Origin of the sequence: Nocardia sp. NPDC004168, assembly GCF_040610355.1 — a bacterium.
Classification (GTDB): Bacteria; Actinomycetota; Actinomycetes; order Mycobacteriales; family Mycobacteriaceae; genus Nocardia; species Nocardia sichangensis.
Genome location: NZ_JBEXME010000020.1, coordinates 83,096 through 96,489, shown reverse-complemented (window position 1 = coordinate 96,489; position 13,394 = coordinate 83,096). Strand labels below are relative to the sequence as shown.

Genomic DNA, 13,394 nt, shown 5'->3' with positions numbered 1-13,394 from the left:
GCGGTAGAAGTCCCTGCGCGCCGCGCTTCCCCCATGGGCTCAGCGGCCCGCGGCGGTGAGCTGGTGATCCGCTTCGAGCAGCATCCACCCGCTCAGCTGTACCGAGAGATCGCTGCTCAGGTTCGCCGACGAAGCGGCGGACGAGTGGGTGAACTGGGGAAAGGTTTCCGGATGCGCCGGCACCGTGACCGGGCGGGTCCAGTCCACACCGAACAGTGGTAGCCCATCCACCTCGGCGCGGTGTTTCCAGGCCGCCTGCGCGGAAGCGTGCACGATATTCGCCGCGGTGGTGTCGCCCAAGGACAGTGCGGCTTCCGCGAGATATCTGGCGAGGATGCCCATGAACAGCCCGGAGTCGTCGCCGGAGGCCGCGACGATCACCCCGGCGTCGGTGAGCCTGTCCCCCGCCGCGGCGACGAGATCTGCCACGCGCCTGCGATGGTGCGATTCACCTGTGCGAAGCGCCAGCTCGGTTTCCAACCCGATGGCCACCCCCTGGCAGTAGGTGTGGACGGTCCGCTCTACTCGTCCGCCGGGCTCATGGACACCGTCGAGAACCAGGCCACTGGCGGTGTCGCGCAATCGAGTGTGCAGGAAATCGGCGAGTTGTCCGGCGCGCGAAAGTTCGCCCACACGCGCCATAGCGATGCCGGTCGGACCGATCGCGGGGGTGTTGTAATACTCGTCGCCGGACCGCCAGGGCACCGCACCGACGTCCGGATCCCATCCCTCGATCAAACCGGCTCGCAGCTCGCCGACGGCGTCGCCGAAGCGGACGCCGAGCAGCCGGTCGGCGCGTTCGAGTGCCAATACCAACCAGGACATATCGTCGTAGTACCGGTTGGTCCAGCCGGTGAGGTTGCGGGTACGGATACCGCGTGCGATGGCGACGACCCGGTCTATGCGTTCGGGCGTGCCGGCACGATACGCGGCGTCCACCGCACAGTCGAGAAGGTGGGCTTGCCACCAGTAGCACCATCGCGCGAACGACTGGTCCAGCAAGGACCCTGGCCAGACGAGCGTGCCCAGCCGCATCTGCGGCTGACCCCAGAGCGTGCGCACGTGCCGCTGCACGATCGCCTGTTCCGCCAGGTCCGCCCGCCTCCCCGGCTCCTCCGGGCCCGGGGACACTTTCCGCGTGATCGTCACCGCCTGCGCGGGCTGGGCCAATGCGGTGAGTGCGATCGCTGCTCCGGCCGCCAGCAACACACCGCGCCGACTGATTTCCTTCTTCCGGCGATCCATCCGCTCGGACTCCCTTTACTGAACAACGATCATCGGGGCCGGAAACCGGGCAGCTGGATCCTATCGCGCAACGACCATTACGGCGCGGCGGCCACGGCTCCCCCGGGTGCGGGCGGCAACGCTCAGCGCGGCTCCTGCCGGTCCGAGATCGGGAACGCTGCCCACACCGCCGCACGGATGCCCGAACATCATCGACCTGACCTTCGAACGCGCTCCAATGGGCAGCCGCATAGGGAGCCTCCCACCGGGCACCTGGGACTCGATCCTTGCCGGGATCAAGCCCTGCCACCAGTCTTATGCAGCCGCATACCGCGCTGGCCAATTCGGTCAGCGCGGTATTCCCGATATCGACGGTGCTGAGGGAATCTCAGGGATTCATTCGGCGACCCGCGGCGGTTGGCCTCCGCTCTTTCACGCGGCGTGCAGAGCCGCAGCCACCTTGCGGGTCATCTCGTCGACGACGGGGCCGGGCTGACCGTTGCGGCTCGTTGCGGCAGCGGCTTCGAGGGCGGCCAGCACGATGCTGCGGAAGTTGTCGGCCTCGGCGGGATCCTGCTGGTCGAGCAGAGCCACCGCGGCAGCCAGGGCCGGCAGCACTTGGTCGGCGAGCTCGGCGACGGTCCTGCCGGTCAGGTGGATGTCCTTGGACTTCGCGTTCAGCACGTGCCCGACCCGACCGGTCGCCGACGTCAACGCGATAGAGCCGGCGGTGGCGGCCTTGTGGGGCTTGTCGGAGGCGGCGGCGAGCAAGGAAACCGCGCCGTAAGCGGCAGAGCGGACGGTGGCCTTGTCCTGGTCGGTCAGGGTGAGGGTGGCGGACATTTTGTGCTCCTTCGAAAACCGTTGTGGCAGTGGCCCGAACCGGTGTCGATCCGGGCCCGTTTTGTTCGATGGGCATACTTTGTCCGGAGCGGCTGACAGCGCACTGATGCCGACCTGACACGGTGACTGACACAGCGTCCGACCCGCTACCCCACGAGGATGGTCACCGCTGACGGGTGCTGATGGTTGGGTCGACGCGGTATGCGGGCACTACGGCTCGTTCGGCCTACCGAAACCACCTCCGCCGTGCCGACTTGCGGGGCTCCATCTGGACGACGATCCCGCCGAAACGTGCCTCCTGCATGGTCGCGGGGTGTCCGTCGATAAAACATGCACCGGTTCGAGTGGTCTCGACGCATTCCTCCTTCTGGGAGCCGGAGCCGTCCGGGTGCTCGAGCGTATCCGCGTAGTAGCAGATCATCCCGCCACTCATACTGGTGTTGAAACCCCTGACCCGGCGCCCGGCGTGGTCGGTGGTGCGGCTCAGGCAGTGATCGCAGACCGCGCGGGGGTAGCGTTCCTCATAGATCGTCGGCCGGTCGCAGTGCGGGCAGGGTTGCGTGTATCGACGCCCAGCGGCCGGACTTTGCATCAGGAAATCATTGCGGGCGAAGATGCTGCGTGCCGAGTCTCCTCGGACGCCCCTGCGCCGCAGTCCGATTAGAAGGAACTCGGCGTAGTCGGCTACCTCGGGAGCGATCGCTCCGCTCCGGGGTATCTCGCCTATGCGTGTGAGGCCGCCGTCGTAGGCCTCGAGCGCCAGGCGGTGCGCCACCGACAGTTCGCTGTCGGGGATGTGTCTGTTGGCATGTTCGGCTTGGGACAAGTGTTCGGCGATTACCGATTCGATGGTGTCTCCGCTCGCGGACAGTAGCCCGCTGCCGTAACTGGTCGTGGTCACCAGGACGTAGCCGTCCATCTCGCCGCGGTCGGTTCCGATTGTCTGTAAGAACGCGAAACCTTGCCCGTAGCGAGCATTCTCCAGCCCCTGGTGGGGGTATGGGACAAGAGTGTCGGGATCCCGCACCAGATCGCGCGCGATTCGCAGCGCTTCATCGTAGGTCGGCGGAGAGCTCTGGTCTGGCCGCTTCATGACCGAAAGCCTATCGCGCTGAACTTCTCTGACCTGAAAGCGAATTCGGCAGTACAGGATGCTCAGAACCGCGGTCGAGGCGAGGGCCCGATCACTCCGCGACAGTCCCATAAGACGCACGACAGAGTCTGGAGTTCCGAAGGTTATCCTTCGGTCGCCCTGGACGTTTGGGTCCCAGTGGAATCAGTGGCTGCGATCGCGAGAGCGGCCAGGTCGAGGTGGATGTCGTCCAGCGGGACGGTGGAGCATTCGGCACGAGCGATGATCATGGCACCCTCGACCGCTGACAGCATGAGTGCCGCGAGCCGTTCGGCGCGCGCCGCCGGAATGCCGTACCGCACCAGCGCCTGGGTCAAGGCGGTGCGCCATTGCCGATAGGCGTCACGGCAGGCGAGGGTGAGTGCGGTGGAGCGGGGAGCGGAATCGAGGGTGACCGTGCTGACCGGGCACCCGCCCAGATAGCCCGATTCGACGAGTCCGCGGCTCAAGTGCAGGGCGAATTGCTCACAGAAGGAGCGCACATCCGGCGCGTGGGCGGCAGTTTCCCGAATCAACCGGGTGAACTCCTCCGCGGATTCCTCGATCGCCGCGACCGCCAGCTCTTGCTTCCCGCCCGGGAACAGGTAGTACAGCGAGCCCCGGGGGGCGCCGCTGGCAGCGACGATCTCACTGAGCCCGGTGGCCTGATAGCCCTGGCGTTGCAGTAACTCGCGGGCGGCCGCCACCAGGCGCGGCCGGGAATCGGACGGGGGACGAGGCATGTCTCCAGAATACTATGCCGACCGGTCAAGCTACGATCATACTATGATGACTGGTCAAGTTACTTTCGAGAAAGGACGATAGGGATGAAGGTGCTGCTTACGGGTGCGACCGGGTTTTTGGGGCAACGTGTGGTGCATCGGCTGGTGGCCGACGGACACGACGTATCGACGTTGGTCCGGGGCACGGGCAGGCGCATTCCGCAGGTAACCGTCATGCCGGGCAGCCTCGAGGACGTGGCGGCCTGGGAAGATCGGCTGGCCGGTATCGACGTCGTCGTTCATGCGGCGGGATTGGTGTCGACGTGGGCTCCTCAGCGTGCCCTCGATGAGGCGATCGTGGAGGGCACGCGCGATGTGCTGGCTGCGGCCGTGCGGCACGGTGTACGCCGATTCGTCTATATCAGCAGTGAATCAGTGCTGCAGGATGGCCGGCCGCTGCTCGACATCACCGAATCCCAGCCCACCCCGGCCGTGCCCAGCTCGCGCTACGGCCAAGCGAAACTCGCCGCCGAACACCTGATCCGCGCGCACGCGGATGTGATCGAAACGATCGTGCTGCGGCCCACCTTCATCTGGGGTCCGGGTTCGGGGCAGCTGGCCGACCTGGCCACTCGCGCCCGCGCCGGCAAGCTGCCGCTGATCGATCACGGCATGGCAAGTTTCGAACATGTCCACGTCGACAACGTCGCCGCCGCTGTCGCCGCCGCGCTGAGCGAGGGCACGCCCGGCGGCACGTACCTCATCACCAACGCCGAGCCGATGCCGGTCCGCGAGTTTCTGACCGGCGTGCTCGCTGCCCAGGGCGCGTCGACGCCGACTCGGTCGGTCCCGTCCGGGCCGCTATTCGCCCTCGCCCGTGCCGCCGAATGGCTCTGGTCCACCCTGCCGCTGCCCGGGCGTCCGCCACTGACCCGATTCGAGATCGAATTCCTCGCCCTGCCAAGGCGATACGACATCACCCTGGCCCGCCACGAGCTGAAGTACGAGCCCGCCGTCGGCTTCGCCGAGGGCATCGCAGGTCTCGACGAAACCCGCCTGCCCATCTAGCCGCGGCGCGGATCGGGCGGAGCCGCCCCATCACTGATAGAAGTTCCGCTTTCACGTGTCTGGCTCTAGTCGACTCGAGTGCGCGCTCATGCCGATGAGCGGATGTCAAGAAGCGAACTTGGCGACGGCTTGCGCGGTGACCGGCGTGAAGAGGTTGATCAGGTTGCCGTCGGGATCGCGGAACAGCAACGACCGGTTCCCCCACGGCATCGTCGTTGGCTCGTTGACGAAATCCTCGACCGCATCCCGCAACCGTCGGTAATCGGCATCGACATCGGGGACCAGGAATTCGATGATCGCGGTGTGGTTGTCGGCTGGGCGCGCGCTGCCTGCCGCGAACAGCGCCACGGTGCGGGTGCTTCCGATCGCGAGCGTGCCGGCCGGTGTGACGATTTCGGCGAAATCCGGTGTAGCCCAGGTTGCTTCGACACCGGTCACGTGCTGATAGAAGCTGACCAACCGCTGGATGTCATCGGTGATCAGGCGGATCGAGACGAGCTTCATTGTGCTCCTGCTGTCGGATGAGGCGGAAGTTCCGCCGCCGCATGCCACCGTAGAGTCGATACCGGACAGTTTCCGCCCGGTATAGATGCGAGAGTTTCCCGATGACGCGCCCCACCGCCCGCGTGCTGGCCCTGCTCGAGCTGTTGCAGGCCGGCGGTACCCATACCGTCGGTGAACTGGCCGGACGGCTGGGCGTCGATGAACGCACCGTCAGGCGATACGTCACCCATCTCACCGACCTGGATATCCCCGTCCGATCGGCTCGGGGCCGCTACGGGGGCTACCAGCTCGCCCCCGGGTACCGAATGCCGCCGCTGATGCTGACCGACGACGAGGCGGTGGCGGTGTTACTCGGACTCCTCACCAACCGCGGCGCCGACCGATCGACAGCTTCCGCCCGCGCAGCCGACAGCGCGACGGCCAAACTCCGCCGCGTCCTGCCCGCCCGCCTGACGGCCCGGCTGGACGCATTGATCAACACCGTCGAGTTCACCGCCGACGCTCGCCCGGAAGTCGCTGTCGAGACCGCCGTCCTGCTCCGCCTCGCCGAGGCCACCCGCGAGCACCGACCGGTCGCGATCGACTACACCGACCGAAACGGGCGGCCCAGCGAGCGGACCGTGCACCCCTACGGGCTCGTAGACCACTCCGGCCGGTGGTACCTGACAGGGCAGGACAGCAACAGTGACGAACTACGCCAGTTCCGGGTGGACCGTATCACCGCGGTGACCACACTGCCCGGAACGTTCACTCCGCCCACCGGATTCGAGCCGGCAGCTCACCTGCTGTCCGCACTTGCCACGGCGCCCTACCGGCACGAGGTATCGATCCGAGTGCAGGGCACGCTCAGCCAGGTCCGCCCGCTGCTCCCCGCGACGATCGCGACCATGCACGAGATCGACTCACCGCCGGCCGACACTCGCCCGTGGGTCCGGGTCCGAATCCGGGCCGAACAACTCGACTGGATTCCCCCAGTCCTCGCCGGCCTGAATCGCCCGTTCGTCATCGAACACCCCGACACCCTCAAAGACGCCGTACGCGCCCTGGCCTACCGACTCACCGCGGCCGCCGACGGCCGATACGAAACCCATAGGTAGCCCCCACCGGGCACCGAGACTCGATCCTGGCCGGGATCAAGCCGTACCACCAGTCTCGAGTAGCCGCATAGCGCGCTGATCGAAACCGGCTGGCGGGCAGTGCTGGCGGAACGACGGAGCCCCACCAGATACCAGATGGGGGCTCAACAGAGTCGCTACCAGCAGCGATACGCGCGCTACCCTACTTCTTCGCAGCGCCAGCGCGAGGGCGCGATACACCCTGCGACGGGCGGCCCTCATCCACATCGGCGGATGAGGGCCGTCCAGTCAGTGCGGTGGCTGGTTCACGCCGCGGCTCACTGGGAAGGCGCCAGTACCGGGCTGTTGTGATAGGCGGCGATCAGCCACTGATGGTTGCGCTTCTCGAGGACCCACGTCGCGTTCACCTTGCGCTCGTCGGTGGGAACTTCGGTCTCGCCGGCGAACAGGATGGCGGATTCGCTGATGACGATCGCGGCATCCTCGCCGATGAAGCGGACGCTGAGCTGTTTGTTGTAGGTTGAGCTGCCCGCGAGCGGCCCCGCGAAGGCCAGTGCCATGTTCTGGCGGATCACCTCACGGCCGTCGCGGAGCGAGCCCGTCATGATGGCGGTCGCGTCCGCGGAGTAGTTGGCGACCATGGCGTCGGCGTCGCCCGCCTCCCACGCCTTGTAGGAATCAGCCAGCACGGCCTGGATCGCGGCCTCGTCTGCGGCGCGATGGTTCGACATCGGAGTCTCCCTTGGTGGTCGGATCGCCTGCAGTGTTCCGGCGACCTCGGGAATACATACCGGCGGCGGCATCCGAACTCATCGCGCCGCTGGAAGGAAACTTTCGGGTCTAAGCGTCGAGTCGGGCCGCCAGGCCGAATGCCGCGAAGATCTCGGGATCCTGGAACACCGAATTCCGGCTGATGCCCTCGGGGGTGACTGTGAAGATCTGGAGCGTGTGCAGTTCGTACCGGCCACCGACGCGCTGATAGGCGGCGAATCCGGGTTGGCCCCCGTTGGCGGCGACCTGCTGGAGAACCCAGTCCTTCCCGGCCGCCTCGAAGACCCATTCCATGAACAGGCCGTAGTTGCCGCGGCCGGAGAACCAGTTGAGCATCGGCGGCATCTCCATAATCACGTCCTCGGTGAGCAGACGCTTGAGGCCCTCGATGTCGGCGCGCGCGAACGCCGTCATGTAGCGCTCGACCCAGGCGCGCTGCTCGGTCGTGGACGGTTCGCGGACCCGTTCCAACCCGACCCCGATCTCTTTCAGGCGGGTGCGCGCCCGCTGCAGGGAGCTGTTCACCGATACGACGGTGGTGCCGAGAATTTCCGCCGTCTCGGCCGCGGAGAAGCTGAGCACCTCACGCAGGATCAGCGCACCGCGCTGACGCGCCGACAGGTGCTGCAGGGCGGAAGCGAATGCCAAGCGCAGGCTGCTGTGATCGATCACGGTCGCGGACGGATCGGCGTTGTCCAGCAACGAATCCGGTAAGGGCTGCAGCCAGGCGGCGTGCTCTCCCCGCACGAACGGCCCGAGCGGATCCGCCGCGGCCACCAGTCCCGATGGCAGCGGTCGGCCGCCGCGAGTCTGCAGCGCGGTCAGGCAGACGTTGGTCGCGATCCGGTAGAGCCAGGTGCGCAGTGAGCTGCGCGTTTCGTCGTACTGCTCCCGCGCCCGCCACGCCCGCAGATACGTGTCTTGGACCAGGTCCTCAGCGTCGTGCGCCGAGCCCAGCATCCGGTAGCAGTACGCCAGCAGCTCCGTCCGGAACGGTTCGATCCGACGATCGAAGCCTTCTTCCCTCGTCATCACGCCTCATCTCCACGACCGTCACAAGCACCGGATCGGCGACTGCGGTGGTCATCCGCTGCGGAAGGGTCGACCACCACGCGGGTCGTCAACAGCCCGGCCATGGCCGACCTCTCGGCCATCCGCTTCAGCCGCATACCGCGCTGACCGAACCGCCCGGCGCGCAGCCCGGCCGTCCGGCTGGGCCCCCACCCGAGATACCGGACGGGGGCCCAGCAGAGTCTCTACTAGCAACGATGTGCGCGCTACCCTATTTCTTCGCAGCGCCTCAGACGTTGAAGCGGAACTCGACCACGTCGCCGTCGGTCATGACGTAGTCCTTGCCTTCCATGCGGACCTTGCCCGCTGCTTTGGCGGCGGCCATGGAGCCTGCATCGACGAGGTCGGCGTAGGCGACGACTTCGGCCTTGATGAAGCCGCGTTCGAAGTCGGTGTGGATGACGCCGGCGGCCTTCGGGGCGGTGTCGCCCTGGTGGATGGTCCAGGCGCGGGCTTCTTTCGGGCCCGCGGTGAGGTAGGTCTGCAGGCCGAGGGTGTGGAAGCCGGCGCGGGCCAAGGCGTGCAGGCCGGGTTCGGTCTGGCCGATGGATTCGAGGAGTTCGGTGGCGGATTCCTCGTCGAGTTCGAGGAGTTCGGCTTCCACCTTGGCGTCGAGGAAGACCGAATCGGCCGGGGCGACGGAAGCTTTCAGCTCGGCGACCTTCGCCTCGTCGGTGAGCACCGACTCGTCGGCGTTGAAGACGTAGAGGAAGGGCTTCGTGGTGAGCAGCGAGAGCTCTTTCAGCAGCTCGGTGTCCACCTTGTCGGCCGCGGCGAACAGGGTGGTGCCGTTGTTGAGGATCTCCTGCGCGGCCTTCGCGGCGTCGGCGACCGGCTTGCGGTCCTTCTTGACCTTCGCTTCCTTCTCCAACCGCACGACCGCCTTCTCCAGGGTCTGCAGGTCGGCCAGGATGAGTTCGGTCTCGATCACCTCGATGTCGGCGCCCGGGTCGACGCGGCCGTCGACGTGCACCACGTCGTCATCGGCGAACACCCGTACCACCTGGCAGATGGCGTCGGCCTCGCGGATGTTGGCGAGGAATTTGTTTCCCAGGCCCGCCCCCTCGGACGCGCCCTTCACGATGCCGGCGATGTCGACGAACGACACGGTGGCGGGCACGATCCGCTCGGAGGAGAAGATCTCGGCCAGCTTGTTCAGCCTCGGATCGGGCAGGGGCACCACGCCGACGTTCGGCTCGATGGTCGCGAACGGGTAGTTCGCGGCGAGCACGTCGTTCTTGGTCAACGCATTGAACAGCGTCGACTTGCCGACGTTGGGCAGACCGACAATTCCGAGGGTGAGACTCACGAGGAACAGAGTCTACGCGGCGCGCCGACCCCGCTCTCCCGCGAGTGGCACATGGCGGAGGGGTCTCTCGGACTTCGCCGCAGCCATGTGCCACTCGCGGCCCGTTTCAGGGGATGAGGACGACTTTGCCGAGGTTGGCGTGGGCTTCGATGGCGGCGTGGGCCGCGGCGGCTTGGTCGAGGGGATATTCGGCGTGGACGGCGGGGCGTAGTTGGCCGGAGGCGAAGTATTGCCAGAGTTCTTGGCGCCAGTGTTCGTAGACGTCAGGCTGGGTTTTCGCGATGCGGGCCATCTGGAAGCCGATCACGGATTTCGCGCCGACGAGCAGGTCGTAGGCCTGAATGGTGCCGCCACCGGAACTGTAGGCGACCAACCGGCCACCGGGAGCCAGCGCCGCGATCGCGGGTGAGAGCAGATCGCCGCCGACGGCGTCCAGCACGTAGTCGGCGGGAGCGCCCCAGGACTCCTGGCCGTACTCGACCACGTCGTCGGCTCCGAGTTCCCGCACGAACTCCGACTTCGCGAGATCCGACACCGCGCCGACCACCCGCGCCGCGCCACGGACCCGCGCCAACTGGACCGCGAGGTGACCGACGCCGCTCGCGGCGGCGGTGATCAGGGCGGACTCCCCTTCCCGGGGCGATGCGGCGCTCAGCGCGCCGAGCGCCACCAGGCCGCTGCGCACCAGCGCGACCGCGTCCACCGCCGACGCACCGTCCGGAATCGGCGACGCCATGGCAGCCGAGAGCAGGGCGTAGTCGGCGTAGCCGTGTCCGAACACGAGACCGGTCACGCGGTAGCCGGGCCCGTATCGGTCGACGCCCTCGCCCACCGCGACCACCTCGCCCGCGATCTCGCCGCCCAACGCGATCGGTTCGCGCTGCTCACGCACCTTCCGCACCACCGGCAGGGTCACCCCGACCGCCTCGACACGGACCAGAAGCTCACCCGGCCCTGGTGTCGGGACTTCGACCGAGACGAGCTCGAGCACCTCGGGACCACCGCTGCGCTCGTACTGCACCCGCCGCATCACACCTCCAGAAATCGTCAGGAGGCGCAACGGTAACCGGATCGCGGGTGGTGATCACAGTCCACTACACGCTGTAGTGGTACATCTCACCGCTGGTCGAGACCGGCGGAGAGCAGCCGGAGCGCTGGGTCCGCGCCGATGCCGTGCGGTCCATCATCGAGGCGATGGCTATGGCGGACCTCGCGCGGATGGTCATCGTCAGCAACAGCGCCCGAGTCGCCGCACCCGGCGACGATCGGTTCCCCGCTTCGTGGTGAAGCCGCTGATCCCGTGCCCGCTGTTGCGGCACAGCCTGGCCGGCACGTCCGCGGCGGAGCACGTCGTCCGTGATTCGGCGCTGGACTGGACGATCGTCCGCGCGCCTCAACTCTCGAGGCACTCCTGTCGGTCCCCCGGCGTAGCGTGACCGCATGGAGCCGACCTCCGAGGTGGTGACGGCGCGTCCGGCACCCACGCTCGCCGCGTTCATCGACCGGTACGTCGGTTATCGCATGTCCGGGTTCGCGGCGGGGATGCATCGTGGGTTGCCGTCGCGGCACATGACTTTCATCGTCGCGATCGGGCCCACGATCGACGTCGTCGAGCAGACGGATCCACGGCAGTCGCCCCAGAACTATCGGTGTGTGCTGAGCGGCCTGCAAGCGAGCACGGCGCTGATCGCGCACGACGGTCGTCAGGAAGGTGTGGCCGTGTCACTCACGCCGCTGGGTTGCCGCACCTTGTTCGGCATGCCCGCAGCGGCGCTGTGGGACACGTCGGTGGAATTCGCCGACGTCGTCGGACCTGTCGGATCGGAGCTGTGGGAGCGATTGCAGTACGCGCCGAGCTGGCCGGAGCGTTTCGGTGTCTGCGATCGGGTGCTCTCGGCGCTGGCCGATCCGGTCCGTGCGGTCGGTCCCGAACTCACCTGGGCGTGGCGTGCGGTGGTCGGTTCCGGCGGCGGAATCGCGGTCGGCTCGCTCGCCGCGGAGGTCGGGTGGACCAGACAGCATCTGACGCGCCGGTTCAAGCGCGAGTTCGGCCTGAGCCCGAAACTCGCGGCCCGGATCACGCGCTTCGAACAGGCGCGCCGGATGCTGGCGCACACGCCCTCCTACGTCACCATCGCCCAGGTGGCCGCCACGTGTGGGTATTACGACCAGGCTCATCTGGATCGGGACTTCGCCGACCTCGCCGGAACCAGCCCGACCGCGTGGCTGGCCGAGGAGATTCCATCCGTCCAAGCCCCGGACGAGTCCGCCGGATGACGATGAAGGCATGACGAATCCGACAGAAGTCAGCACCCGCACCGCCGTCTGGCCCACGCTCGTTTTCCGCGATGCCCGCGCGATGGCCGCCTTCCTGATCGAGGCGTTCGGCTTCCGGGAGGCCGCGCTCTACGCCCGCGAGGACGACCCATCGATCGTCGAGCACGCGGAACTGCGCTGGCCGCTGGGCGGCGGTGTCATGTTCGGCTCGGCAGGTAAGGACGACAGCCCGTTCAGCACCCGCCCGACCGGCACCAACTCGGTCTATCTCGTCTGCGAGGAGCCCGACGCGCTGTTCGCCCGCGCCACCGCCGCGGGCGCCGAAGTGGTCCGTGGCCTGCGCGACGAGGACTACGGCTCACGCGGCTTCACGGTCCGCGACCCGGAAGGCAATCTCTGGAGCTTCGGCACCTACTGGGGCGCTTGATCGGCCTGAGGACGAAGCGCGGGGCGTCACCGAAGAGCACCGGCAACCGGAAAGGCGCGCGAATCAGGCGAACCGAGCACACCCGCTCAGCGCCCGCCGAAGCCCGACATCGCGATGCCGCGGATGAACGCGCGCTGGGCTATCGCGTAGATGAGCAGCAGTGGGAGCAAGATGACGACCGCGGCGGCCATGAGGATGGGCCACTGGGTGTAGTACTGGCCTTGCAGCCGGACCAGTCCCAGTGTCGCGGTGGCGACGTCGTCGCGCTGGATCATGACCAGCGGCCAGAGGAAGTCGTTCCACACGGTGATCCAGGTGAGCACGGCGAGCACCATCAGGGCCGGACGGGTGTGCGGCAGCAGCACCCGCCAGTACACCTGCCAGGTGGAACAGCCGTCGAGGATGGCGGCCTCCTCGAGTTCCTCGGGCAGCGTGCGGAAGAACTGCCGCATCAGATACGTGCCGAACGCACTGCCGAACAGGCCGGGCACGATCATCGCCCACGGGGTGTCCACCCAGCCGAACGCCCGCATCAGCAGGAACTGCGGAATCACCGTCACGGTCAACGGCACCATCAGCGTCGCGAGGTAGGCCAGGAACAGCATGTCGCGCCCACGGAAACGCAGACGCGCGAAGGCATAACCGGCCAACGAGCAGAAGAAGACCTGCCCCGCCGTGACGCACAACGCGTAGATGGTGGTGTTGAGCAGCATCCGCCCCATGGGCAGCAGATCGAAGACCTTCCCGTAGTTCGACCACTGCGGCCGCTGCGGAAGGAACGCCGCATCGGCGATCTCGCCGTCCCGTTTCAGCGAGCCCGACACCGCCCACAGGATCGGCAGCAGCGCGCACCACCCGATGCCGACCAGCACCGCGTATATCGCGGTTCCGCGCACCACTCGCCGCACGATAGCCCGGTCGACGCGGCCGATCGCGACGAACGCGCGGTCGCGTCGAACCGGCAGCGCGCGCCGCACCGCCTCGTAGGTGT

14 protein-coding genes are annotated in these 13,394 nt (G+C 67.3%); 4 read left to right on the top strand and 10 right to left on the bottom strand.

The window, feature by feature from the left end; genetic code table 11:
* Window positions 1-39: 39 nt before the first annotated feature.
* From ABZW96_RS28150 to ABZW96_RS28135, 4 genes are all read right to left on the bottom strand, one after another.
* Window positions 40-1,245, bottom strand: coding sequence for a glycoside hydrolase family 76 protein (locus ABZW96_RS28150; RefSeq protein ID WP_355078635.1), 1,206 nt, complete (start codon window positions 1,243-1,245; stop codon window positions 40-42).
* A 411-nt stretch (window positions 1,246-1,656) separates the two neighbouring features.
* Window positions 1,657-2,067 carry a hypothetical protein gene (locus ABZW96_RS28145; RefSeq protein ID WP_355078634.1) on the bottom strand — a complete coding sequence of 137 codons (411 nt, stop codon included), beginning with the start codon at window positions 2,065-2,067 and terminating at the stop codon, window positions 1,657-1,659.
* Between the two features lie 226 nt (window positions 2,068-2,293).
* Complete coding sequence (locus ABZW96_RS28140; RefSeq protein WP_355078633.1) at window positions 2,294-3,160, bottom strand: hypothetical protein; 867 nt, start codon at window positions 3,158-3,160, stop codon at window positions 2,294-2,296.
* A gap of 143 nt (window positions 3,161-3,303) precedes the next feature.
* Entirely contained in the window at window positions 3,304-3,921 is a 618-nt protein-coding gene (locus tag ABZW96_RS28135) for a TetR/AcrR family transcriptional regulator (RefSeq protein WP_355078632.1), read from the bottom strand.
* A gap of 84 nt (window positions 3,922-4,005) precedes the next feature.
* Between ABZW96_RS28135 and ABZW96_RS28130 the strand changes: the two genes are divergently transcribed.
* Entirely contained in the window at window positions 4,006-4,968 is a 963-nt protein-coding gene (locus ABZW96_RS28130) for an NAD-dependent epimerase/dehydratase family protein (protein ID WP_355078631.1), read from the top strand.
* Window positions 4,969-5,073: 105 nt separating this feature from the next.
* Here ABZW96_RS28130 and ABZW96_RS28125 read toward each other — a convergent pair whose 3' ends face one another.
* A complete protein-coding gene (locus ABZW96_RS28125) occupies window positions 5,074-5,472 on the bottom strand; it encodes a VOC family protein (RefSeq protein ID WP_355078630.1) in 399 nt (132 codons plus the stop codon).
* A gap of 101 nt (window positions 5,473-5,573) precedes the next feature.
* On the opposite strand from ABZW96_RS28125, the gene ABZW96_RS28120 reads away from it, so the two are divergent.
* Window positions 5,574-6,569, top strand: a complete 996-nt coding sequence (locus ABZW96_RS28120; RefSeq protein ID WP_355078629.1) for a YafY family protein — start codon at window positions 5,574-5,576, stop codon at window positions 6,567-6,569.
* Between the two features lie 296 nt (window positions 6,570-6,865).
* On the opposite strand, the gene ABZW96_RS28115 is transcribed toward ABZW96_RS28120, so the two are convergent.
* The 4 genes from ABZW96_RS28115 to ABZW96_RS28100 form a co-directional block, all read right to left on the bottom strand.
* Window positions 6,866-7,351, bottom strand: a complete 486-nt coding sequence (locus ABZW96_RS28115; protein ID WP_355078628.1) for an SgcJ/EcaC family oxidoreductase — start codon at window positions 7,349-7,351, stop codon at window positions 6,866-6,868.
* Window positions 7,352-7,388: 37 nt separating this feature from the next.
* Window positions 7,389-8,351: an RNA polymerase subunit sigma-70 gene (locus tag ABZW96_RS28110; RefSeq protein WP_355078627.1), complete on the bottom strand. Its 963-nt coding sequence runs from the start codon at window positions 8,349-8,351 to the stop codon at window positions 7,389-7,391.
* 268 nt (window positions 8,352-8,619) lie between these two features.
* Complete coding sequence (gene ychF / locus ABZW96_RS28105; protein WP_355078626.1) at window positions 8,620-9,699, bottom strand: redox-regulated ATPase YchF; 1,080 nt, start codon at window positions 9,697-9,699, stop codon at window positions 8,620-8,622.
* Window positions 9,700-9,805: 106 nt separating this feature from the next.
* Complete coding sequence (locus ABZW96_RS28100; protein ID WP_355078625.1) at window positions 9,806-10,729, bottom strand: zinc-binding dehydrogenase; 924 nt, start codon at window positions 10,727-10,729, stop codon at window positions 9,806-9,808.
* A 410-nt stretch (window positions 10,730-11,139) separates the two neighbouring features.
* On the opposite strand from ABZW96_RS28100, the gene ABZW96_RS28095 reads away from it, so the two are divergent.
* Window positions 11,140-11,976 carry a helix-turn-helix domain-containing protein gene (locus ABZW96_RS28095; protein ID WP_355078624.1) on the top strand — a complete coding sequence of 279 codons (837 nt, stop codon included), beginning with the start codon at window positions 11,140-11,142 and terminating at the stop codon, window positions 11,974-11,976.
* A 10-nt stretch (window positions 11,977-11,986) separates the two neighbouring features.
* On the top strand, window positions 11,987-12,403 hold the full coding sequence (locus ABZW96_RS28090) for a VOC family protein (protein WP_355078623.1): 417 nt from the start codon (window positions 11,987-11,989) through the stop codon (window positions 12,401-12,403).
* Window positions 12,404-12,489: 86 nt separating this feature from the next.
* On the opposite strand, the gene ABZW96_RS28085 is transcribed toward ABZW96_RS28090, so the two are convergent.
* Window positions 12,490-13,335 (bottom strand): carbohydrate ABC transporter permease, encoded by an 846-nt coding sequence (locus ABZW96_RS28085; protein ID WP_355078667.1) that lies wholly within the window; start codon window positions 13,333-13,335, stop codon window positions 12,490-12,492.
* Window positions 13,336-13,394: the final 59 nt, after the last annotated feature.